We start from the raw sequence: 21,159 nt of genomic DNA on the forward strand, positions 1-21,159 counted from the left end.
CGTTTGTTTTTTTTACCAAATGTGGGAGCGGTTCCACATTTGAATGACAACGTATATGCACGGGAGAGACGTCCTCCCGGATATATAAAAAAACCATATATGAATGAGAGGGATTTATTATGAAGAAACGAGCTTTAGCACTGATGATGACGGTCATGATGGCAGGAACACTGACTGCATGCGGCGGAAATTCAACCGCAAAGTCCGCGGAAACGACTCAGGCGGCGGCAACAACGGCAGCAACAACGGCGGCGGAAAGTGAAAAGCCGGCAAAACCAGAGGCAAAATCAGGTCCTTACAAAGTAACGGTGATTATCAAAGCAACAGACTCCTCCTACTGGCAGACGGTATTGCTTGGGGCGAAGGCAGCAGCTGCTGAGAGCAATGGGGAGATTGAAGTGACGACTGCCGGCCCGGCATCTGAGACAGGAATTGATGAGCAGGTTACAATTCTTGAAAATGCAATTTCCGCAAAGCCAGATGGCATAGTCATTGCCTCCATCAGCTCTGAGGCAACCGTTCCGGCTGTAGAAGAGGCGGTAGCAGCAGGGATACCCGTTGTAACTGTTGATAATAAATTAGCAACCAATGTTTATACCCAGCATCTGGCAACCGACCATTACGCAGCTGCATCAACGGCAGCTGAGAAAATGGTGGAGCAGTGGAAGGAAGCAGGAGTCGATCCAGCCGGTAAAAAGGTTGCTGTGATCAGTGCGGACTCCGGTTCTGCTGTAAATCAGGCTCGTTGTGAGGGATTTGCAGATAAGGTGAAAGAACTGGTTCCTGATATTACATTAATAGAGACTCAGTATTGTGACAACGATATTGCAAAAGCACAGGATGCAGTTGACAACCTGATTCTTGCAAACGCAGATTTAATCGGAATCTTCGGAGATAATAACCACATGGGAGATGGCATTGCGAATTCGATTGCCCAGAATGAGAAGTCCGGAAGTATCATTGCCTATGCATTTGATTCTGATGATACGGAAATCGAAGCAATTAAAAATGGTGCATTAACTGGAATCGTTGTTCAGGATCCATACGGAATGGGATATGAAGGGGTACTTTCCGTAATTGCATCTTTAAAAGGCAAGAATGTTGAACATGATGTTGTAGCAGCTACGACTCTGGTAACCAAAGACAATTTGGATGTGCCGGAAGTGCAGAAGCTGCTGTACCCGGGCAAATAATAAAAGTCAATTGCCTAAAGTTTATGGAGGTTGGCAAATGCAGGAACAAATAACACCCATTGTCTCCATGAAAGGAATTGTAAAGGAGTTTCCAGGTGTACGGGCGCTTTCCGGCGTAGACCTGGAGCTCCTTCCAGGAGAAGTGCATGCGCTAGTAGGTGAAAATGGCGCGGGTAAATCCACAATTATTAAAATACTGATGGGAGTCTATGCCAAAACTGAGGGAGAAATCTATTTAAACGGGGAGAAAAAGGACATCAAATCCCCGTTTCATGCACAATCTCTGGGATTGGGGGCAGTGTATCAGGATGTAAATCTGGCGCAGCATCTTTCTGTCGCTGAGAACTTCTTTATGGGGCAGCTGCCCAGAACAAAATTCGGTACCGTAGATTATACCCGCATGTATAGGGAAACAAAAGAAACACTGGACTCCATCGAAGTGCATGTAGATCCGAAAGCGATTATCAGAACGCTGTCAGTGGCACAGCAGGAGATGGTAGCTATTGGAAAAACCATGCATCAAAAGGCAAAGGCAGTCATTTTTGATGAGCCGACAGCACTGCTGACGGCGGATGAGACAAAACAGCTGTTTGGAATCATCCAGAAGCTGAAACAGGACGGCGTAGGGGTTTTGTATATCTCACACCGTATGGAAGAAATATTCCGTATTTGTGACCGGGCAACTGTTTTAAAGGACGGCTGTCTGGTAGGAACCGTTGAAATCGAAAATACGGATGAAGACCGCCTGATTTCCATGATGGTGGGAAGAAATGTAAATGATATGTATCAGATTGAGCATGTGGAACCGGGTGAGACGATTCTAAAGGTAGAAGATATCTCCAGGGGCACAACCTTTCAACATATCAGCTTTGAAGTAAAACGGGGCGAGATCTTTGGCATGTTTGGTTTAGTGGGTTCCGGTCGGACTGAAATTGCAAGAGCGATTTTCGGAGCCGATGCCAAGAATTCGGGTAAGGTGACCTTTTTGGGAAAACCGGCAGATTTTACCAGGCCGGTTCAAGGAATCCAGGCCGGAATCGCACTGCTCCCGGAAGACAGGCGGGCTCAGGGCCTGGCACTGGGAATGTCGGTTGCAGACAATACCAATATGGTTGCAGTACGCCAAATCACTCGTCTGGGAGTCATGAATAAAGGCAAAGGCGAGCAAATTGCCCGGCATTATGCAGAAAAACTCAGGACAAAGACACCTACGGTTTACCAGCGGGTAAAGAATCTGTCCGGTGGGAATCAGCAGAAGGTAGTTATATCAAAATGGCTGGCCCAGGACAGTGATTTGTTTATCTTTGATGAGCCCACAGTCGGCGTTGATGTGGGGGCAAAGCTTGAAATCTATAAAGTATTTGAATCACTGATTAAGGAAGGAAAGACCATAATCATTATATCCTCCTATCTTCCGGAGGTAATGGGACTTGCAGACAGAATGATGGTGATGTATGAAGGACGTCAGATGGGAATCATTACCCGGGAAGAGTTTACCGATGAAAACATCATGCGTTATGCTTCGGGTATGAAAGGAAAGGAGTCATAGAGGCTATGGCAGAGAAGAAAAAACAAAATCTGTTCCTGTCTCGTTTTCAGACAGAGCTGCTCTTAGTTGGAATTTTAATTGTATTATTTTTGTTCTTCGGTGTGAAGTCACCGGTATTTTTAAAGGTGGATACACTGATGAAGCTGTTAAAGCAGGCTTCTATCTATGGAATTATAGCAATCGGTATGACCTTTGTCATTACGTCATCCGGTATTGATTTGTCTGTTGGCTCAGTCGTCGGTTTGTCGGGGATTGTGGTTTCCATGTGTATGGTAAACGGGATCCCGGTCATTCTATCAATCCTGTTTGCCATCGGTGCAAGTATATTCGTTGGATTGTTTAACGGAGTCCTGGTACATAATGCTAAAGTGCCGCCGTTCATTGCGACCATGGCATCCATGACGGTTGTCAGGAATGTGATTCTGCTAATGACAGGGGCCAAAACCATATCCAACCTTCCCCAGAGCTTTACGTCATTTGCATCAGGATCTGTATTTGGAATCCCCAATATGTTTCTGACCTGGCTCGCGATTATTTTTCTGGGTATTTTCATTACAGGAAGAACTGTATTTGGAAGGAATATCTATGCTTATGGAAGTAATAAAGAATCCGCAAGGTTAAGCGGAATCAATATTTCTACAACGGTGTATGGAGTGTATATATTCTCTTCGATTGTCTGTGGAATTGCGGGCATTCTGATGGCAGCCCGTCTTGGCAATGGGGTACCAACCTCTGGTGTTGGTTATGAGCTTGATGCAATCGCCGCTTCTGTTGTAGGTGGTGCGAGTTTAGATGGTGGAGAAGGTTCCGTGATCGGTACTGTTCTTGGCGCTATGATTATGGCTACGCTGCGTCAGGGCGGAACATTGCTTGGAATCAATTCGTTTATCATGGAAATTATAATAGGCTCGTTAATAGCAATAGCAGTTGTGATTGATAAAATGCGAAAAAGCTGATAGATGGAGGAAGAGGCTATGATTTACAAGAAGGTTGGAAAAATTGCAGAAAAAATCTCGGTAGTTGGAATTGGGTGCTGGAATTTTGGAGGCGATTGGGATTCCATGGATGATAAGAAATCATCCCGGATTGTTCATGCAGCTATTGAAATGGGAGTAAATTTCTTCGATGTGGCACCGGTTTATGGCTGGGGGCATTCGGAGACAGTTCTGGGAGCAGCACTTAAGGAAGGCGGTCACAGAAACAATGTACTGATTGCTTCCAAAGGCGGTCTGCTATGGAATGAGAAGCATGAGACAACAAATAATCTCTCAAAAGTGAGCCTGCTAAAAGAGATTGATGAAACTTTGACCAGACTTCAGACGGACCATGTGGATATCTATCAGATGCATTGGCCGGATCCCAATGTGCCATTGGAGGAAACCGCAGAGGCCCTGGAAGAGATGAAGAGGGCCGGAAAAATCCGTTATATAGGATTGAGTAATTTTTCACAAACAGATGTAGAAAAGATGATGGAATATACGGATGTTCATTGCCAGCAGAGCCTTTACAATATGCTGGAACGGAATACAGAGAGCTATCACAGCATCCCTTTGGATTATAAGACAGAAAAAGAGGTACTTCCTAATGTGAGGAAGTTCGGTCAGGCATTTCTGCCGTACAGCCCGCTGTTCCAGGGACTTCTGGCCGGTAAATTCCATTCAGGGTTAAACTTTTCTGAAAATGATATCAGAAATGCAAATCCCAAGCTGGCAGGACCGGCATTCCGGCAGTATTTTGATGGTGCGGAACAGATTAAGAAGATTGCAGAAGCATATGGGAAACCAATGAATGAGGTCGCTTTGAACTGGCTGAGGCAGAAGGAGGAGGTTACTTCTATTATTGGAGGAGCTTCTACTGTGGAGCAGCTGGAACAGAATATCCAATGTACCACCTGGGATATTGATGATGAAATGATGGATAAGATTGATAAAGTGCTGGAACCATTTGAGAATTTGTGAACAGGTGCTATAAAATAGCAGAGCTATATCATTAATTATGAAGCTGAAGCGTTGATCAGGAGCGGTAGTCTTGAAAGATCATTTCTTAAGACTGCTGCTTTTTTATATAGTAGAATTAGGGGGTAAAATGATCAATCACTGCATGAGAAGTGAGAGAGACCAGCAAAGCCGTGAAATTCTGAAAGGATTTCGTGGCTTTGTCGATTCCAAAATCACCTACTGGAAATATACCGGAATCACATAGGCCCAGTGCCCGTTTTGCTGTGACACCTCCATAAAAGTCCCTGTAGCCTTCTGCTGTGTCTGTAAAGGTATCCTCTGCCATGTACTGGGAAGCGCTGATGGCCGTATGGATCTTATAAGCCTGGCTGTGGTATGGCTTCATATGGGAGCTGCAGTCTCCCTCTACAGTTTGAGGATCAGTGTTAAAGTCTAAGGATCAGTGTTAAAGTCTAAGGATCAGCGTTAAGTTGCTTCACGACCTTATTAAAAGTACTAAATAAACGATTAAAACTGATTTGATATAACTAATTAATAATATAAAAAAGATTTTACATAACTATATAATTATGCGAATGTCATGCTAAATGGGCATAAAGCAAAAATGTACAATAATTGCTGCTGAAGTAAATAATTACTTTGAATCGGTGAAGGCATCCATACTGCTTCATTAATTCGATTTTTAGATATAGGAAAAGCCTGTCTCCCCTGGTAAGCCGAGAATAAATTAGATTCTATAAAAAACTTCTGCTTGCGCTTAAAGGATTTAAAGTTGTAATTATTAGTTATAAAAAATATGAAATATATCTTGACACTCAATATAAAATAAAATATAATGAGTACATACTCACTGAGTTGGAGGTCATTGTTTGAAATCAAAAAGGCAATTGCAAAAAGAAAATACTAGAAAAAAGATACTTGAAACAGCATATCAGATTTATTCCCAACAAGGCTTTTCAGCTACAACGGCTGTTATAGCAAAGGAAGCGGGCGTATCTCACGGCACAATATTCGTCCATTTCTCATCATTGGATGAACTGCTTTGCTGTCTGATACAGGATTTCGGTGATGCTTTGGGATCGGAGATACACCGTCTTGCGGAAACAAAAGATAATATGGAAGAGTTGTTGAAGGCTCATTTAGATGTTTTAGCCAGACATGAGAAGTTTTATATCCGAATGATCGCGGAAAGGAGTTTATTGCCGGAGGAGGCAAGATTAACGTTTTCCAATATTCAATCCATTGTTGCCTACCATTTTAACAAGGTATTTGAGCGCGAAAACAATACATGTAAGGACATCCCTGTGTACCTGTTGTTTAATACATGGGTGGGTCTGATCCATTATTATTTATTAAACAAAGATTTGTTTTCACCGGATACGCCGATTGTAGAGCGGTATGGCTCTGAACTTACGGAAACATTTTTAAAATTAATTAAAAAATAAAAGGAGGATTTAAAATGAAAGTTTGTATTGCTTGCGGTATGCCAATGGCAGATGCTTCTGAATTTGCCTGCGGTGACACAACGAAGGATTATTGTGTACACTGCGCCCGACCTGACGGCTCTATGCAGTCGTTTGAAGAGAAGAAGGCAGGTATGACTAACTTTATCATCAAAACACAGGGGTTTGATGAAAAGGCTGCGGCCCAAATGGCCGAAAGCAGCATGAAAAAGCTTCCGGCATGGAAGGGATATTTCAATAGTTAAAAAAGGAGAGGTGATGATATGAAGGTTAGTCCAGCGTTTCAGGCATTTGCAAAAGAAGCTCCTGAGGTACAAGAGGCTTGGATGGAAATGGTACAAAAAGTGGACGGTGCAAGCGCACTGGATAAAAAGACGAAAGAACTTGCCTATCTTGCGGTGATGGCTGCCGTTGGTCTTGAAAGTGGATTGCCGTTCCATGTTAAGATGGCAAAATCCAAAGGCGCAACAAGAGAAGAAATTATTAGCAGTATTCTGGTGGGATTACCCGCTGTTGGGAATACAATAGTTAAGTCCTTACCCATAGCTTTGGAAGCATATGATGAGGAAGCGTGAATACGGCCAGATATGGAGGGAGCCGGCAAGATGGGGGGATCCTGCCGGCTGGTATGAAAAAAAGTTTGATTTAAAAGGTTTTGCCCTTTGTAATTATTAATATACCGGGGAAATATGATAAAACTTTGATAGAACTGTGAACACTTTGTGAAGATGTACACTGTGTATATCATTGGCTTAAAAAGTCAGGCATTGGGAGAGCCTTCTTGAAAAGGAAAGAGAAATTCCGGGATTCCTCTTACATAGGGAGCGATATCATACTGCTGATAGTAGATGACAATCCCCGATGGCTTAATAAAGAATCCATTGATGTTAAAGTTACCCCGCAGAAGAGATGCATAGTCATCAAAATACTGCGAGGGGGTTGTTTTCATCTGTTCTTCTATCTGCTGTTGTATCCCTTTAAAAATATATTCCGTAAATTGGGGATTGTTAGGGAAAAAGTCCTCGAGGCTCAGCTGCTTGCCGGTATTAAAGTCCCATGTTTGGGAATCCCGGGTCGTATTTCCATGGGCTCCTCCCAGATACATATATTGATCGGTATAAAGGCTGGTGATGCATTTCTTATTGTATGTTGTCTGAAAAACCGATAAAAATTGATAGCTGTTAAAGGGAAACTGATTTTTTTGTACGTACCTTGCCTGATCTACAGCCTGAGGATACAGTACGGTTCGGCAGTAGACCTCAGACTGTCTCGACCGGAATTCATAGAATTTATTAATACTCTGCGCTGCGTCGGAACTGCATGAGGAGGTAAACTGGGGATAATGAATCGCATAGGTAAACACAGTGATCCCGTTGTATCGCATGATATCCGTCAGCGTTTTTTTAGAGATTATCTGCATGGGAGCCTCATAAATGGAAGGTTTGTATAATATATGGATAAATCGATTTAATTATGAGCTTAGTGGATTCACTGAGTTTCACATAGAAAAGGATGATTATATGAAAAAACAACTAACAGTAACCAGTCCGGCTTTTGAAAACGAAGCCGTTATACCGATTCAATACACAGGGCGCGGAGAGGACATTTCACCAGAGCTGCATCTGTCATCCTTAAATGAAAACGCCAAGTCCCTGGCTATCATAATGGATGATATGGGACACCCAATTCCCGCATATAATCATTGGGTTATCTGGAATATTCCCGTCATGGAGACAATCCCCCAAAACATCCCTCATGGATCCCATATTGCAGAACTTAATGGGGCAACTCAGGGACGTGGATACGGAAGAAACAGATACCGCGGGCCAAAACCGCCGTTCAACTGGTCCCATCTCTATCAGTTCAATGTATATGCTTTGGATTGCATGTTGGATCTGCCAGGCAAATCCAGAAAGCGGGATTTATTGGCTGCTATGAAAGGGCATATTTTACAGGAGTGCTGTTTAGTAGGAAGATTTCGGTAAAACTGCAATAATACTGCAGGTCCAATCATTTACTGGATCACGTTTTGTTGAGTTCATTTAAACCTTAGAATCATTCTCTTGACAATATGACGGAATAATGCTATATTGAAGACAAGTTAATAGTGAGTGTTACTGACTCGATCAGGCATCATCAAATACAAATGTCCGCATAATAGTGGATATTGGTGTTTGATGATTTTTTTTGTCCTATTTTTATGATTGTTACTAAAAACAGTTAATTTTAAAGAGAAAGGAGGTGTTTTATGTTCGAGTTTGTTAAATCACTGAATAATAACATCGTTCTTGCCTACGATGAGAATCATAACGAAGTCGTGCTGTTTGGAACCGGGATCGGTTTCAACCGGAAGAGGGGAGATATGGTTTCAGAATCTTCTGTCAGTAAGTTTTTTATCAACGGCAGCAATAAACGGCTGGCTTCCATGGTTCAGAACCTGTCGGAAGACATTGTTTCCGTAACGGAAGAAATCATACAGTATGGTTCCAGGATATTAGAAAAACAACTTCATGCCTCTATCTTAATCATACTTGCCGACCATCTTTATTTTGCTGTTGAGCGGGCGAAGAAAAATCAGAATGTGGACAATCCGCTGCAATGGGAAGTCCCCCACCTATATCCAAGGGAATATGAAATCGGAGGAAAGGGGGTGAAATTAATCGAGGAACGTCTTAAGGTAAAATTGCCGCCCCAGGAGGCATCCTTTATAGCCCTTCATTTTGTAAATGCACAATTTGAAAGCCAGGATATGAGTGATACCTTAAAAATTACAGAGATCATCAGCCGGATCCTGGATATTGTCAGCTACCATTTTCAATTGATATTGGATGAAAACTCCTTATACTACTCCAGGTTTATTGTGCATCTGCGGTATTTTATCATACGGCAGGAAACGCATATGAAGGACACCATAGGACTAAATGACGAAGATTTATTGGAAACCGTAAAAATCCGTTATAAAAAAAGCTATCAATGCGCCCTTAAGATTGCAAAATATCTTTATGATGCTTATGCCTGGGATGTTTCCAAGGATGAAATTATTTATTTACTGCTTCACATCGAAAGAATAACAAATGTTACAAACAAGTAATTAAAACAAGAGTGTTACTATTCAATTAGGCATTGTCTGCGAACTGGGGTTTATTTTAACCTCATAAAGTAAGTCTCCCATTTCAATACCGGGAAGGCATAAGTGGTGGGTAGGACTTACTTGTGCCAGAAGTGGTTCAAGTCCCTTCTGACAAGCTGCCATAGCAGCTATGAGGTTATGAGCAGGTAGCAAAGCGGATTGTGAATATCCGATTGACTACCAAAAATAAAACGAAAAGGAGACTTTGTGTATGGAACATTTAAAGTTAGCTCAGGAAATCATCCAGTATTGTGGTGGAAAGGATAATATTACCCAGGCCTGGAACTGCATTACCAGGCTGCGTTTTCACTTAAAAGACAGGGAAAAAGCAGATGTGAAGGCCATACAAGCTTTAAACGGTGTCTTAGGAGCCCAGTTTCAGGGGGATCAATTTCAGGTGATCATCGGTAATGAGGTATTAAAGGTATTTGAAGGAGTTAAGAAAGAATTGGGAGATCTGGTCGTTTCTTCGGAAGAAAAGACTAAGAAGGATAAGAAAAGAGAAAATCCGATCAACGTAGTGTTTGGTGTGATCTCAGGTATTTTCAATCCCATTTTACCTGCAATAACCGGAGCCGGAATTATAAAAGGGATCCTGGCGCTGCTGATATTTCTTAAAGTGCTGAATCCGGAATCAGACAATTATTTTGTTTTAGATATGATTTCTAATGCCACCTATTACTTCCTTCCATTTCTGGTTGCCTTTTCAGCGGGAAAGAAATTCGGAGTGAATGAACATCTGGCTGCGACTCTTGCCGGAATCATCATGTACCCTGCATTTGTGAGTTTAAGCGGACAGGGGATCAGTACGGTGAAATTCCTGTTTCTGAATATTCCTGTCATGGATTACAATTCCACGGTGATCCCAATTATTTTGGGTGTCCTGTTACTGAGCATCGTATATAAATTTATAGACCGTTTTGTACCGAGCTTTTTAAAACTGATCGTGACGCCAATGGCTTCCCTTCTGATTACGGCCCCAGTGGTTCTTGTATTCATCGCTCCTTTGGGAAGTTATGTAGGCAAATATGTGGCAGCCTTTTTCATCTCCTTATTTGGAGTAGCGGGTCCTGTGGCCGGCTTACTGATGGGAGGACTTATGTCGGTCATCGTAATAACCGGCATGCATTATGCATTTTTCCCGTCTACCTTTGATGGGCTGGGCGGCGTTGGCTACGATATCTTACTGCTTCCCATGAGTATTGTAAGTAATATGGGACAGTGTGGTGCTGTACTTGGAGCTGCTTTTAAAATAAAAGATAAAAAGATGAAATCCATAGCATTTTCCAGTGCGCTTTCCGCATTGTTTGGCATTACGGAACCTGCTATATATGGGGTGAACTTAAAATATAAAAAGCCCTTCTATGCCGCATTGACAGGCGGAGCTGTGGGAGGAGCTATTTACGGAATCTTTCATGTTAAGGCTTATGCGTTCAGCATTCCGGGAATTACCGCTTTGCCTACTTATTTGAAAGAAGGAGAGTTAAACAACTTTATCTGGGCGTGTATCGGTGTTGCTGCTTCATTTCTCACTGCTTTTATCATAACGCTGCTGCTTCCTATGGAAGGAAAGGAAAAGACAGAGGGGAAGGAGAAAGAGGTTGATAAAAACTCCCAGGATCATGAAGGGCAGATGGTAAAAATACCGGTTGCTGCTCCCATGACCGGAAAAGCGGTAGGACTGGATCAGGTTCCTGATAAGATGTTTGCGGAAGGTATCCTTGGCAAAGGGATCGCAATCATACCGGATGAAGGGATAGTGAAAGCGCCCTTTCAAGGACAGGTAAAAATGATAGCACCTACAAAGCATGCCATCGGTCTGATCTCTGACCGGGGAGTAAACATAGTGATCCACATCGGGATCGATACGGTGAATCTACAGGGAAAGGGCTTTGAAGTCCTCGTAAAAGAAGATCAGTGGGTAGAGAAGGGAGAGCCTTTGATGAAGGTGGATTTAGATTTCATCAGGGAGAACCATTTAAATCCCATCACTCCCATAATTGTAACAAACTCAGATGAATATGTGAATGTACTGGATATCCCTATGGATATGGCACAGGCGGGAACCAGTGAGATCCTGATCGCATTCCAGTAACATTCCAATATAAGACAAGCAGTTCCTATCAATTCAAATACGATTCAAAAAAGGAGAATAACTATGAAGCAGGAAGTAAACTACGGATTTCCAGAAGGTTTTTTATGGGGCGGGGCAACCGCTGCCAATCAGATCGAAGGAGCCTATAAAGAAGATGGAAAAGGAATGTCCACATCGGATTATGCAGCCTATAAAGATCCCTATGCAACAGGAGAAGTAAACAATTTTACGTTCAATGTTACCTCAAAGGAACTGGAAGAGTACTGGGGCAATGAGGACAAATATAAATTTCCCAAGCGCTGGGGAATCAATTTCTACCATCGTTATGCGGAGGATATTGCACTGTTTGCGGAAATGGGATTTAAGGTGTTCCGGTTCTCCATTTCCTGGGTGAGAATTTTTCCTACGGGTTTGGAAACCGAGCCAAATGAAGCCGGATTTGCATTTTACGATAAGGTGATCGCCGAGCTGAAAAAGTATCACATAGAGCCCCTTATTACATTGTCCCATTATGAAATGCCCATCGCTCTGTCAGAAAAGTATAATGGCTGGCAGAGCCGGGAGCTGATTGATTGCTTTGTCCGGTTTGCAGCCGCATGTTTCAAACGATACAAGAATGACGTGAAATACTGGATCACATTTAACGAAATGAATATGAACTTAAACAGCTTATACACCGGGGCTGGAAGTTTTCCTGACAGAGTGGATCACTTAGAAGAGGCGGCTTACCAGGCATCTCATTACCAGTTTGTGGCCAGTTCCCTGGCAGTGAAAGCGGGAAGAGAAATCATGCCTGATGCGAAAATCGGCTGTATGATCAACCGGATTGAGTCCTATGCAAAGACCTGCAAGCCGGAGGATCAGTTGCAGGCATTAAAGGCTGACCAGATCAACCTCTTTTATCCAGAGGTACAGGCAAGAGGAGAATATCCTTCCTACATGTCACGGTATTTCAAAGAAAAGAACATAAAACTGGAAACTGAACCGGAAGATTTTCAGATCATCAGGGATTACACGGTAGATTTCATCGCATTCAGCTATTACATGACCCACGTTACAGAGGACAGGCCGGATGCAAATGAACTGGCTGGAAAACTGGACAGCCCGATCAAGAATCCTTATTTAAAGTTGACAGAATGGGGGTGGCCCATTGACCCTATCGGGCTGCGCATTACACTGAACAAAATGTATGACCGTTATAAAAAGCCACTGTTCCTGGTTGAAAATGGACTGGGAGCCAGGGACAAGGTGGAGGCAGATGGAAGCATTCATGATGATTACCGGATAGACTATATCCGTGAGCACGTAAAGCAGATGAAGGAGGCAGTAACCGACGGAGTGGACTTAATGGGCTATACGACGTGGGGCTGCATTGATTTAATCAGCTGCGGAACATCGGAAATGACGAAACGCTATGGTTTCATCTATGTGGATCAGGATGATGAAGGAAATGGTACGTTAAACAGATCCAGAAAAGATTCCTTCCATTGGTATAAAAAAGTGATAGAAACCAACGGAGAAGAACTGTAGGATCAGAGAATGTATCAGGCTATTATAATATAGAAAGAATGGCATAGCGTAAAGGCTGTGCCATTCTTTCTATATTTATGCTCATGATCAGTCGTCTAAATCGTATGTCTCTATGTTCTCAAAATCTAAGGTGACAACAGCTGAGTCAAAGGAAATTTCATAGAGGATTAAGTAATCTCCGGCTTGTTCTATCATATCTTTGTAGCCGGGGATTTTTTTAATGAAATGTTCCGCTTTGTCAAATACAGTGCTGCTGCTTTTTTTAACAGTGCCTTTCGCCTTAATATGCTCATTGCCTGCGTGGGGAATGGTTGTAAATGCTACCTTATGATTGTGTTCCAATTCCTTTACTTTCTCATTATCCTCAAACGTGGTAAAGAGTAACACTTTGGCGGCTTCGTCAAAGCAGAAATTTACAATCCTCACATTGGGCTGGCCGTCAGTACAAGTAGCCAGAGCAATTTCAGTTTGTGTGTTGATCATTCGGGTGAATTCTTGTTTTGCGTTCATAATTAATTCTCCTTTGCTTTATTTATTGCTATGTTTGCAGTATAATATATAATGGTTTCAATTTGTGAAACCATTTAAACAGAAAGAGGAAAAATCCATGAAAAAATCAGAACGGCTGAATGATATGATGATATACCTAAACGATAAAAAGTTTTTCAGTCTCAAAAGCATAATGGACAGATATTCTATTTCCAAAAGTACAGCACTTCGGGATATTCAGTCTTTAGAAGAAATCGGCATGCCGATATACTCTAAGACTGGGCGGAACGGATGTTATGGTATCCTTTCCAATCGATTATTATCCCCCATTGTCTTTACGGTTGACGAGGTTCAGGCGTTGTATTTTGCCATGCAAACGCTTAACGCCTATCAATCGACGCCTTTTCATTTGAACGTCCAAAAGCTAAAGCATAAGTTTGAAGGGTGTATATCAGAAGAACGAATAAAAAAACTACGGAAAATGGAATTGATTTTTCGCTTAGGGAGTTACAAAAATAAGAATGAATGTAACTGCCTGCAGGATATTCTGCGCATGGCGGTTGATGAAAACGTGTGTGAAATCCTCTATACAAAGGGAGAGCTTAAGAAGCAGTATGATGTTCAGTTCTTTGATATTACCTCCGCCTATGGTCAGTGGTATGCAACGGCGTATAATTTCCAGACGAAAAAACCCCAAGTGTTCCGCTGCGATAAAATTCATTTTGTACAGCCTAGCGATAAGTATATAGCAAAACCGCTTTCTGAATTTCTTATTTCCCCGAAAGAAATGTTTCGGGATCATGATTCCATTGACTTTGAGGTCGGTGTTACTGCCAAAGGAGTGGATCTTTTCTATAAAGAGCATTATCCGTCAATGGAGCTATATCAGGAAAATGGGAAATATTATATAAGAGGCTTTTATAACAAAGGGGAAGAACCGTTTATCGCCGATTATTTCACTATTTACGGAGAACGGATCATCTCGATCAGTCCAGCCGGCTTGAAAAACCTAATTCTTGATCGGTTAGATACAATAAAGAATCATTTAATTTCATTATAAGGTTAAGGAAAGTTGAACAAAATTAAAAAAGTATCGGCCCAGTCAGCCGATACTTTTTTAACTTCCTACATGGTGATGCCCATAAACATTTTGTTTTATCCTGCTCCGGAAAGGAGGTTCTAATAAGCCCTTTTGTACCCTAATAGAGCAAATTCCTTTATTGTATTATGTAATATAATTACATTTAAAACTAATTTAATTAATATATTGTAAAATGATTACATACATGCTATAATACTAAATATAAGCGCTTATACTATAAAAAACCATACACATTGCCTATGGAGTGAAAAGGCATGAGGCATGAAAAGGAGGTAAAACATGCAGGGAGTTTCTTTGTTGGTTGTTATTGGATTGATTCTGTATACCGTGATTGCAGTGGTTGATCAGATTTCCATTCAATGCGGATTGTATACCCCGTTGTTCGCGGCTGTGATTACCGGGGCATTATTGGGGGATTTGCCAACAGGTCTGGTAGTTGGTGCGACATTACAGCTCATGACATTGGGAGTTGCTACTTATGGAGGTGCTACGGTTCCGGATTATTTATCAGGAGCGATTATGGGTACCGCTTATGCAATTATTTCCGGACAGGGGGCAGAATACGGAATCGGTCTGGCTATTCCCATCGGATTGCTGTTAACTCAGATGGACATTCTGGGAAGGATGACCAACTCATTCTTTCAGCATTACGCAGACCGTTGTGCAGAAAATGCGGATTACAAAGGAGTGGAGCGGGCAAATTTACTGGGACTGCTGCCCTGGGTCCTTTCCAGGGTGATTCCGGTCGCATTGGGACTGTTTTTTGGAGAGGCAGTGGTGAACGGAGTAAATGCCATTATCCCGGCCTGGTTTATGACAGGACTTAAAACCGCAGGCGCCATTCTTCCTGCAATGGGTATGGCCATACTGATGCGCTATCTGCCCATTAAAAAATACTATCCGTATTTTATCATCGGATTCGTGCTGATTGCCTTTGGAGGCGCTACGTTTACCGTTATGGCGGCCGCATTGATCGGCCTCGCACTGGCTGCTCTTCATCTTTCGAGAGTTAGAGAGCGGGTGGCAGTGCAGACTTTGGATGATGAGGAGGTTGAAATCGATGGCTGACAAAAACCAGACAGGAAGCGTGAAATTGGAAAAAAGCGATATCAATAAAGTATATCTGCGTAATCTGTTTACTTTACAGTTTGGCTGGAATTACGAAAAGATGCAGGGTCTTGGATATGCCTATGTCATCATGCCGGTTTTAAAGCGGCTGTATTCCAATGATCCCGAGAAGATGAAACGCGCACTGAAGATGCACCTGGGTTATTTTAACACGACTCCGGCAATGTCTCATCTGATCGTCGGTGCCGATATGGCGCTGGAGGAAGAACTGGGAATTGAGGCGGAGGAGGCCATTACCGGTTTAAAGACCGGACTTATGGGACCGTTTGCAGGAGTCGGTGATACGTTGTTCATCGCCATTTACCGGGCCATTGTGTTCTCCATTGCGTCCTATATCGCCATGCAGGGGAATCCAATTGGACTTATCATACCTCTCATTGCATGTGCCGGGGTATTATGGATACGATATAAATTTACCACCATCGGCTATCAGTCCGGACGAAAGCTTGCAACCGGGTTTGCGGATAAAATTTCTCCTATTACAGAGGCGGCCAGCATCCTGGGTCTGACTGTAGTAGGGGCACTGATCCCTTCTGTAATCAAATACCGTACGGATCTGCAGTTTACCATGGGAGAAGTAACCTTCGCCCTTCAGGATATGCTGGATAAAATTATGCCATCCCTGCTTCCTCTTGGTATCGTTGTATTTTCATACTGGCTCCTTGGGAAGAAAAAGGTGAACTCTACAAAATTAATTTTTATTCTCATCGGTTTGGGTATGGTACTTGGCAATCTGCAATCCATGCTGACCTTTGTGGCTGGTTTATTTTAGAAAAAAGGAAGTTGAAACAGGAAAGGAAATAGTGGTATGATTGGAATCATAGTAACCGGCCATGGTGAATTTGCCTCTGGTTTAACCAGCGGGTTAAAGCTGCTGGCTGGAGAGACGGAATATTATGAAGCTATTGATTTTAAAGCGGAGGATTCCACGGAAGATCTGACAGAAAAACTGAGGTCAGCGATCCGGAGGCTTAAGGACTGTGAAGCAGTGGCAGTGCTTGCGGATCTGACAGGAGGCTCCCCCTTTAATATGGCTTCCAGACTTAAAATGTCCGGTATCCATGAAAATATGGAGGTAATCGGAGGCATCAACCTTCCTCTGGTCCTTCATGCCTATATGTCCAGGGGAATGATTTCGGATATCCGGGAGCTTCTGGATGCCTCCCTGGAGATGGGAAAACAGCATATGATGTATTTTCAGACATCGGATGATGCATGTGAACTGGAAGAATAGGAAGAAGAAAAGGAGAAAGATTCATGGCAATTGTTCATGCGAGAGTAGATGAGAGACTGATTCATGGTCAGGTAGCTATGGTTTGGACCAATACCGTAGGGGCGTCCCGGATCATTGTGGTTAACGATGAAGCGGTAAAGGATGAACTGATCATTGCAGGCCTTAAGATGGCAAAACCGGCAGGAGTAAAGCTTTCCATCCTGTCTTTAAAACGGGCTGCTGAAAAATTTGCAGAAAAGGCTTACGAAGAGGATAAGGTATTTCTGATAACAAAGAACGTGACGGATATGGCAGCGCTGATCCGTTCTGAAGTTCCGATCAAGGCTTTTAACGTAGGAAATGTGGCAAAAAGAGAAGGAAGCAGACCCATTAAAAAATCAGTGAATCTGACGGCAGACGATGAAAAGGATATCCGGGAAATGGTACAGCTGGGAGTGAGTGTAACAGCTCAGATGCTGCCCAATGAGTCGGACCAGTCGATATTAAACATGCTGTAAAATAAATCGGATGCAGGAGGAGGCGGAATGGAATCAGTACGGTTAAAGATAAGAGAACAATACAATGAAATGAGTAAGGCAGAGAAGAAACTCTCGGATTTTGTATTGTCAGATACCAAAAACTGTCTTGGGATGACGGCAGTGGATATTGCAGGAAAAAGCGGGGTATCCTCCGCCTCTGTGATCCGTTATGTTCAAAAACTTGGTTTTGATGGGTTGGAAGGTTTTAAGCTGGCACTTGCTGCAACTGATGCCCAAAATGACAAGGAAGATATGGTAGACCCCATTATTTCCAAAGAAGATGATTTAGATACGCTGTGCCGGAAAATGGATGCCCTGGTGGATGCGGCATTTCAGGATTTTTTCTATCAGCTGAATAAAGATGCATTAAAAAAAGCAATCAACAAAATCAAGAAAGCCCGACGCATTTATCTGGTGGGGATCGGAAGTTCCTCGCTGCCTGCTTATGATCTGTTCCATAAATTAAAGCGGGCCGACCTCAATGCAAATTTTTACCAGGATATTAATATGATGGTGGAATTTTTCAACTACATTGATAAACGGGATGTGGTGATCGCATTTTCCTATAGCGGGCAGTCCCAGGAAGTCCTTTATGCCTGCGGGATTGCAGAAAAACAGGGAGCATCGATTATAGCGGTTACACGCAGAAGAGATTCTCCCCTTCAGGATCTTGCAGATATATGCCTCCATGTGCCGGACAACGAAAAGGTCATGAGGATCGGTGCATTTACCTCTCTTCATACCTCCATCATGATGGCGGATCTTCTGTATATGGGAGTGATCCAGGAGAATTTAGAGCATTATGAGGTGGAGCTGATCAAAACCAGGAAGATGGTAGCAGGGCTCAAAATTAAAAAATAGAGGAGTTTTATGTGCAATATAGAAAAGCTTACAACGGAATCTACCAATGAAGCTACCCGGAACATTGACAGGCTGGAATCATTGGAAATCGTTACATTAATAAATAATGAAGACAAAAAAGTGGCTGAAGCCATAGAAAAGGTGCTTCCCCAAATCGCGGAAGCAGTGGAGTCAATTGTAGAGCGTTTCAAAAAAGGCGGACGGATCATTTACTGCGGTGCAGGATCGTCCGGCCGTATGGGCACTCTGGATGCAGTAGAACTGACTCCCACTTACAGCGTATCCCCGACCCGGGCCTTTGGCCTTCTTGCAGGCGGTGATAAGGCCATGTATACAGCGGTGGAGGGGGCAGAGGATTCAGAAGAACTGGCAGTGGAGGACTTAAAACGGGTGAAGCTTACGGCCGATGATTGTGTGATCGGCATTGCTGCCAGCGGAAGGACTCCTTACACAAAGGCGGCATTGGAATTCGGAAAACAAACTGGTGCCTTTACCATTTCCGTAACCTGCAATCAGGACAGCGCCATGGCAAAGATCGCGGATATATCCATTGCTCCGGTAGTGGGACCAGAAGTAATTAACGGATCCACCAGGATGAAGGCAGGTACCGCTCAGAAAATGGTAGTTAATATGCTTTCCACAGGAGCCATGATAAGGCTTGGAAAGGTATACCGGAACTATATGGTTCATGTACAGCCTACCAATGAAAAGCTTGTGAAGCGGGCGGTAAAGATGATCGTAGACTTAACCGGTGCGAAAGAGGAGCTGGCTCTTCACGTGCTTTATGAGGCAGATAAGGATGTAGCTGCTGCCATCGTGATGATCGAATGCGGCTGCAAAAAAGATCAGGCAAGGGAAGCCCTTTTAGAATCCGGCGGTCAGGTGAGGAAAGCCATTGCAGCTGTGAAAAACGGAGTTTAGTCAGATGATAAGAGCCTGGAATGATAAAAATGAGACGATTTTGGATGAAATGGCAGAGCAGCTTGTTCGGGACCATGTGATCTGGGGAGCCAGCTGGGGCTTTGTCAGTGATCAGGGGATCCGCTTAAAGTACGCCGGAAAGCAGGGGGCTGTGGTTCCCTATTGTGACCGGAACGTGGAAGCAGGTATGTATTATGACCTTGCTTCGCTGTCTAAGGTGATTGGGACGACCACCCGGGTCCTTCAGCTGGTGGAAAAAGGAGTGATAAGCCTTTCTACTCCGGTAAAAGAGATCCTGGGCCGGTTTTCCTATGAGGATGTCACGGTGGAGCACCTGCTGCTTCATTCAAGCGGCCTTCCTGCCGAGATTCGGAACAAAGAGAGCTGGAGCCGGGAAAATCTTCTGGAATATCTCTATACCACACCAAGGGAAAGAGAGGCCGGAGTAGGCTTCCTGTATTCGGATGTGGGTTTTATCCTGCTGGGAAAGATCATTGAGAATCTGGATGAAACAACTCTTGAGGAGACCTTCCGGGAGAATATTTTTAATCCCCTTGGGTTGAAGGATACCTCCTATTTGGTTCAGGGCAGCAGGGAACGCTGCATCCCTACGGAATGCACGGAGCTAAGAGGCTGTATCTGTGGAGAAGTTCATGACTCGAAAGCCTATTTTCTGGGGCAATGCGGAAGCGCCGGCTTGTTTTCTACATTGGAAGATATGGTGAAATTTGTCAAGGCTTATCTGGAACATTCCCGGCTTTTATTTGGAGAAGAGATGTTTGAAAAACTTTGCAGTACGATTAAGTTTGAACGCACTCTGGGCTGGAGCAAAGAGTATGGAAGGGATACGCTTTATCATACCGGCTTTACAGGAACCTCAGTCTTGATGGATTTGAAGGGCAGAAAGGGTTTTGTTCTGCTGACAAACAGGACCCATCCCAGCCGGGACAATGAGGAGTTCTTAAAGATGAGAAAGAAGATGAATGAAGTTTATTTAAAGATGGTTTAAAAGATATATAAAAATGGGGGCAGCTTTTTCTCAAAAGGCTGACGGAAAAGATGAGAGAACGTATATGGAGTATTGGGATAAGTACGCGGATCATTTTGTGGAACAAAAACTATAAATGCAGGAAAAGTGATAAAACGGCGATCGGCTACCTTTTTATGGAGTCTGTCGCCGTTTTTTGTCAGCAATTTGTTTTATGGTCTGCATGTGGAAGGATCTCATCTGCCGCTTCCGTAAGTGAGAATGTTGTTTATTTCAGTAATTATTTGAAATAATAGATATTAGCGTAAACTGGATATTTCAATCGTAATCAATAGAAAGAAAGGCAGATGTTATGGCAGAGGAAAATAATAATATGGAAGAACTATTCCGGCAGATGGATCATCACTTGCTTCATGATGAACGTCCATCAGAATATCTGGAGCAAATCAGCAGGGAACCATGGTTTTTGGATTACCCGTTTTCTATGCTTGGCAAGATGAAGGAAACCCCGCAGTCAAAACGGTTTCATCCGGAAGGAAGCGTATGGAACCATACGATGATGGTAGTAGATCAGGCAGCGGAACAGAAGGCAAAGAGTAAAGATGCCCGGACTTTGATGTGGGCGGCACTGCTTCATGATATCGGCAAACCGGTAGTGACGAAGATCCGAAAGGAGAAAATTACCGCATATAATCATGATGCTGAGGGAGAACATCTCACGGAGGACTTTTTGTCCTGTTTTTCCGACGATGCCAATTGGATCAGGGCAGTCGCAAAATTGGTCCGGTATCATATGCACATTCTGTATGTGACAGACGGGCTTCCTTTTGGGGATGTCGATGGCATGAAGCGGGAGACCGATATCAGTGAAGTTGCACTGCTTGGGCTCTGCGACCGGATCGGAAGAGGCGGAAGCGTTCCGGAAGATGAGATAAAGGCGGTCAGATTATTTTTAAAGAAAATGCGGAGCATGTGATTCTTGATACCTCACGCTGTCCCA

General features: G+C 43.2%; 23 protein-coding genes. 20 read left to right on the forward strand and 3 right to left on the reverse strand.

Annotation, left to right across the window (positions count from 1 at the left end):
- The first annotated feature begins 119 nt into the window (after nt 1-119).
- The 4 genes from BMX69_RS02220 to BMX69_RS02235 are packed head-to-tail and all read left to right on the forward strand — an operon-like array spanning nt 120 to nt 4,700.
- A complete protein-coding gene (locus tag BMX69_RS02220) occupies nt 120-1,193 on the forward strand; it encodes an ABC transporter substrate-binding protein (RefSeq protein WP_054789740.1) in 1,074 nt (357 codons plus the stop codon).
- A gap of 37 nt (nt 1,194-1,230) precedes the next feature.
- Nucleotides 1,231-2,742, forward strand: a complete 1,512-nt coding sequence (locus BMX69_RS02225; protein WP_100041445.1) for a sugar ABC transporter ATP-binding protein — start codon at nt 1,231-1,233, stop codon at nt 2,740-2,742.
- A 5-nt stretch (nt 2,743-2,747) separates the two neighbouring features.
- Nucleotides 2,748-3,698 carry an ABC transporter permease gene (locus tag BMX69_RS02230; RefSeq protein WP_054789741.1) on the forward strand — a complete coding sequence of 317 codons (951 nt, stop codon included), beginning with the start codon at nt 2,748-2,750 and terminating at the stop codon, nt 3,696-3,698.
- Nucleotides 3,699-3,716: 18 nt separating this feature from the next.
- Nucleotides 3,717-4,700 carry an aldo/keto reductase gene (locus BMX69_RS02235; protein WP_054789742.1) on the forward strand — a complete coding sequence of 328 codons (984 nt, stop codon included), beginning with the start codon at nt 3,717-3,719 and terminating at the stop codon, nt 4,698-4,700.
- 115 nt (nt 4,701-4,815) lie between these two features.
- On the opposite strand, the gene BMX69_RS02240 is transcribed toward BMX69_RS02235, so the two are convergent.
- Entirely contained in the window at nt 4,816-5,085 is a 270-nt protein-coding gene (locus BMX69_RS02240; RefSeq protein WP_054789743.1) for a hypothetical protein, read from the reverse strand.
- 484 nt (nt 5,086-5,569) lie between these two features.
- Between BMX69_RS02240 and BMX69_RS02245 the strand changes: the two genes are divergently transcribed.
- Genes BMX69_RS02245 through BMX69_RS02255 form a run of 3 tightly spaced genes read left to right on the forward strand, consistent with a single transcriptional unit; the run spans nt 5,570 to nt 6,738 of the window.
- On the forward strand, nt 5,570-6,145 hold the full coding sequence (locus BMX69_RS02245) for a TetR/AcrR family transcriptional regulator (RefSeq protein ID WP_100041446.1): 576 nt from the start codon (nt 5,570-5,572) through the stop codon (nt 6,143-6,145).
- Nucleotides 6,146-6,159: 14 nt separating this feature from the next.
- Nucleotides 6,160-6,408, forward strand: a complete 249-nt coding sequence (locus BMX69_RS02250) for a zinc ribbon domain-containing protein (protein WP_025231926.1) — start codon at nt 6,160-6,162, stop codon at nt 6,406-6,408.
- 18 nt (nt 6,409-6,426) lie between these two features.
- The gene (locus BMX69_RS02255; protein WP_054789744.1) at nt 6,427-6,738 is read left to right on the forward strand and encodes a carboxymuconolactone decarboxylase family protein; all 312 of its coding nucleotides are present in this window, start codon (nt 6,427-6,429) and stop codon (nt 6,736-6,738) included.
- Between the two features lie 185 nt (nt 6,739-6,923).
- Here BMX69_RS02255 and BMX69_RS02260 read toward each other — a convergent pair whose 3' ends face one another.
- Nucleotides 6,924-7,583 carry a DUF3298 and DUF4163 domain-containing protein gene (locus BMX69_RS02260; RefSeq protein WP_100041447.1) on the reverse strand — a complete coding sequence of 220 codons (660 nt, stop codon included), beginning with the start codon at nt 7,581-7,583 and terminating at the stop codon, nt 6,924-6,926.
- Between the two features lie 100 nt (nt 7,584-7,683).
- On the opposite strand from BMX69_RS02260, the gene BMX69_RS02265 reads away from it, so the two are divergent.
- From BMX69_RS02265 to BMX69_RS02280, 4 genes are all read left to right on the forward strand, one after another.
- Complete coding sequence (locus BMX69_RS02265; protein WP_100043747.1) at nt 7,684-8,148, forward strand: YbhB/YbcL family Raf kinase inhibitor-like protein; 465 nt, start codon at nt 7,684-7,686, stop codon at nt 8,146-8,148.
- Between the two features lie 263 nt (nt 8,149-8,411).
- Nucleotides 8,412-9,254, forward strand: coding sequence for a BglG family transcription antiterminator LicT (gene licT, locus BMX69_RS02270; protein WP_054789746.1), 843 nt, complete (start codon nt 8,412-8,414; stop codon nt 9,252-9,254).
- Nucleotides 9,255-9,504: 250 nt separating this feature from the next.
- Entirely contained in the window at nt 9,505-11,388 is a 1,884-nt protein-coding gene (locus BMX69_RS02275) for a beta-glucoside-specific PTS transporter subunit IIABC (RefSeq protein ID WP_100041448.1), read from the forward strand.
- A 63-nt stretch (nt 11,389-11,451) separates the two neighbouring features.
- A complete protein-coding gene (locus BMX69_RS02280) occupies nt 11,452-12,918 on the forward strand; it encodes a glycoside hydrolase family 1 protein (protein ID WP_100041449.1) in 1,467 nt (488 codons plus the stop codon).
- 87 nt (nt 12,919-13,005) lie between these two features.
- Here BMX69_RS02280 and BMX69_RS02285 read toward each other — a convergent pair whose 3' ends face one another.
- The gene (locus BMX69_RS02285) at nt 13,006-13,428 is read right to left on the reverse strand and encodes a pyridoxamine 5'-phosphate oxidase family protein (protein WP_054789747.1); all 423 of its coding nucleotides are present in this window, start codon (nt 13,426-13,428) and stop codon (nt 13,006-13,008) included.
- 97 nt (nt 13,429-13,525) lie between these two features.
- Between BMX69_RS02285 and BMX69_RS02290 the strand changes: the two genes are divergently transcribed.
- The 9 genes from BMX69_RS02290 (at nt 13,526) to BMX69_RS02330 (ending at nt 21,135) form a co-directional block, all read left to right on the forward strand.
- On the forward strand, nt 13,526-14,467 hold the full coding sequence (locus BMX69_RS02290; RefSeq protein WP_100041450.1) for a helix-turn-helix transcriptional regulator: 942 nt from the start codon (nt 13,526-13,528) through the stop codon (nt 14,465-14,467).
- A gap of 321 nt (nt 14,468-14,788) precedes the next feature.
- The gene (locus BMX69_RS02295) at nt 14,789-15,577 is read left to right on the forward strand and encodes a PTS mannose/fructose/sorbose/N-acetylgalactosamine transporter subunit IIC (protein ID WP_100041451.1); all 789 of its coding nucleotides are present in this window, start codon (nt 14,789-14,791) and stop codon (nt 15,575-15,577) included.
- On the forward strand, nt 15,570-16,409 hold the full coding sequence (locus BMX69_RS02300; RefSeq protein ID WP_100041452.1) for a PTS system mannose/fructose/sorbose family transporter subunit IID: 840 nt from the start codon (nt 15,570-15,572) through the stop codon (nt 16,407-16,409). The genes BMX69_RS02295 and BMX69_RS02300 overlap by 8 nt, the downstream gene beginning before the upstream one ends.
- Nucleotides 16,410-16,445: 36 nt before the next feature.
- Nucleotides 16,446-16,871, forward strand: coding sequence for a PTS sugar transporter subunit IIA (locus BMX69_RS02305; protein WP_054789749.1), 426 nt, complete (start codon nt 16,446-16,448; stop codon nt 16,869-16,871).
- A gap of 23 nt (nt 16,872-16,894) precedes the next feature.
- Complete coding sequence (locus BMX69_RS02310) at nt 16,895-17,368, forward strand: PTS sugar transporter subunit IIB (RefSeq protein ID WP_054789750.1); 474 nt, start codon at nt 16,895-16,897, stop codon at nt 17,366-17,368.
- 27 nt (nt 17,369-17,395) lie between these two features.
- On the forward strand, nt 17,396-18,250 hold the full coding sequence (locus BMX69_RS02315) for a MurR/RpiR family transcriptional regulator (protein WP_100041453.1): 855 nt from the start codon (nt 17,396-17,398) through the stop codon (nt 18,248-18,250).
- Nucleotides 18,251-18,259: 9 nt separating this feature from the next.
- On the forward strand, nt 18,260-19,171 hold the full coding sequence (gene murQ, locus BMX69_RS02320; protein WP_100041454.1) for an N-acetylmuramic acid 6-phosphate etherase: 912 nt from the start codon (nt 18,260-18,262) through the stop codon (nt 19,169-19,171).
- 4 nt (nt 19,172-19,175) lie between these two features.
- The gene (locus BMX69_RS02325) at nt 19,176-20,180 is read left to right on the forward strand and encodes a serine hydrolase domain-containing protein (protein ID WP_054789751.1); all 1,005 of its coding nucleotides are present in this window, start codon (nt 19,176-19,178) and stop codon (nt 20,178-20,180) included.
- 331 nt (nt 20,181-20,511) lie between these two features.
- Nucleotides 20,512-21,135: an HD domain-containing protein gene (locus BMX69_RS02330; protein WP_054789753.1), complete on the forward strand. Its 624-nt coding sequence runs from the start codon at nt 20,512-20,514 to the stop codon at nt 21,133-21,135.
- The last annotated feature ends 24 nt before the right edge of the window (nt 21,136-21,159 follow it).

It is taken from the genome of Lacrimispora sphenoides JCM 1415, assembly GCF_900105615.1.
GTDB lineage: Bacteria > Bacillota > Clostridia > Lachnospirales > Lachnospiraceae > Lacrimispora > Lacrimispora sphenoides.

Bases quoted from the DNA above. Each gene is read 5' to 3' on its own strand.
- BMX69_RS02220 (WP_054789740.1), top strand. From the start codon at position 120: ATGAAGAAACGAGCTTTAGCACTGATGATGACGGTCATGATGGCAGGA.
- BMX69_RS02225 (WP_100041445.1), top strand. From the start codon at position 1,231: ATGCAGGAACAAATAACACCCATTGTCTCCATGAAAGGAATTGTAAAG.
- BMX69_RS02230 (WP_054789741.1), top strand. From the start codon at position 2,748: ATGGCAGAGAAGAAAAAACAAAATCTGTTCCTGTCTCGTTTTCAGACA.
- BMX69_RS02235 (WP_054789742.1), top strand. From the start codon at position 3,717: ATGATTTACAAGAAGGTTGGAAAAATTGCAGAAAAAATCTCGGTAGTT.
- BMX69_RS02240 (WP_054789743.1), bottom strand. From the start codon at position 5,085: ATGAAGCCATACCACAGCCAGGCTTATAAGATCCATACGGCCATCAGC.
- BMX69_RS02250 (WP_025231926.1), top strand. From the start codon at position 6,160: ATGAAAGTTTGTATTGCTTGCGGTATGCCAATGGCAGATGCTTCTGAA.
- BMX69_RS02255 (WP_054789744.1), top strand. From the start codon at position 6,427: ATGAAGGTTAGTCCAGCGTTTCAGGCATTTGCAAAAGAAGCTCCTGAG.
- BMX69_RS02260 (WP_100041447.1), bottom strand. From the start codon at position 7,583: ATGCAGATAATCTCTAAAAAAACGCTGACGGATATCATGCGATACAAC.
- BMX69_RS02265 (WP_100043747.1), top strand. From the start codon at position 7,684: ATGAAAAAACAACTAACAGTAACCAGTCCGGCTTTTGAAAACGAAGCC.
- licT (WP_054789746.1), top strand. From the start codon at position 8,412: ATGTTCGAGTTTGTTAAATCACTGAATAATAACATCGTTCTTGCCTAC.
- BMX69_RS02275 (WP_100041448.1), top strand. From the start codon at position 9,505: ATGGAACATTTAAAGTTAGCTCAGGAAATCATCCAGTATTGTGGTGGA.
- BMX69_RS02280 (WP_100041449.1), top strand. From the start codon at position 11,452: ATGAAGCAGGAAGTAAACTACGGATTTCCAGAAGGTTTTTTATGGGGC.
- BMX69_RS02285 (WP_054789747.1), bottom strand. From the start codon at position 13,428: ATGAACGCAAAACAAGAATTCACCCGAATGATCAACACACAAACTGAA.
- BMX69_RS02290 (WP_100041450.1), top strand. From the start codon at position 13,526: ATGAAAAAATCAGAACGGCTGAATGATATGATGATATACCTAAACGAT.
- BMX69_RS02295 (WP_100041451.1), top strand. From the start codon at position 14,789: ATGCAGGGAGTTTCTTTGTTGGTTGTTATTGGATTGATTCTGTATACC.
- BMX69_RS02300 (WP_100041452.1), top strand. From the start codon at position 15,570: ATGGCTGACAAAAACCAGACAGGAAGCGTGAAATTGGAAAAAAGCGAT.
- BMX69_RS02305 (WP_054789749.1), top strand. From the start codon at position 16,446: ATGATTGGAATCATAGTAACCGGCCATGGTGAATTTGCCTCTGGTTTA.
- BMX69_RS02310 (WP_054789750.1), top strand. From the start codon at position 16,895: ATGGCAATTGTTCATGCGAGAGTAGATGAGAGACTGATTCATGGTCAG.
- BMX69_RS02315 (WP_100041453.1), top strand. From the start codon at position 17,396: ATGGAATCAGTACGGTTAAAGATAAGAGAACAATACAATGAAATGAGT.
- murQ (WP_100041454.1), top strand. From the start codon at position 18,260: ATGTGCAATATAGAAAAGCTTACAACGGAATCTACCAATGAAGCTACC.
- BMX69_RS02325 (WP_054789751.1), top strand. From the start codon at position 19,176: ATGATAAGAGCCTGGAATGATAAAAATGAGACGATTTTGGATGAAATG.
- BMX69_RS02330 (WP_054789753.1), top strand. From the start codon at position 20,512: ATGGCAGAGGAAAATAATAATATGGAAGAACTATTCCGGCAGATGGAT.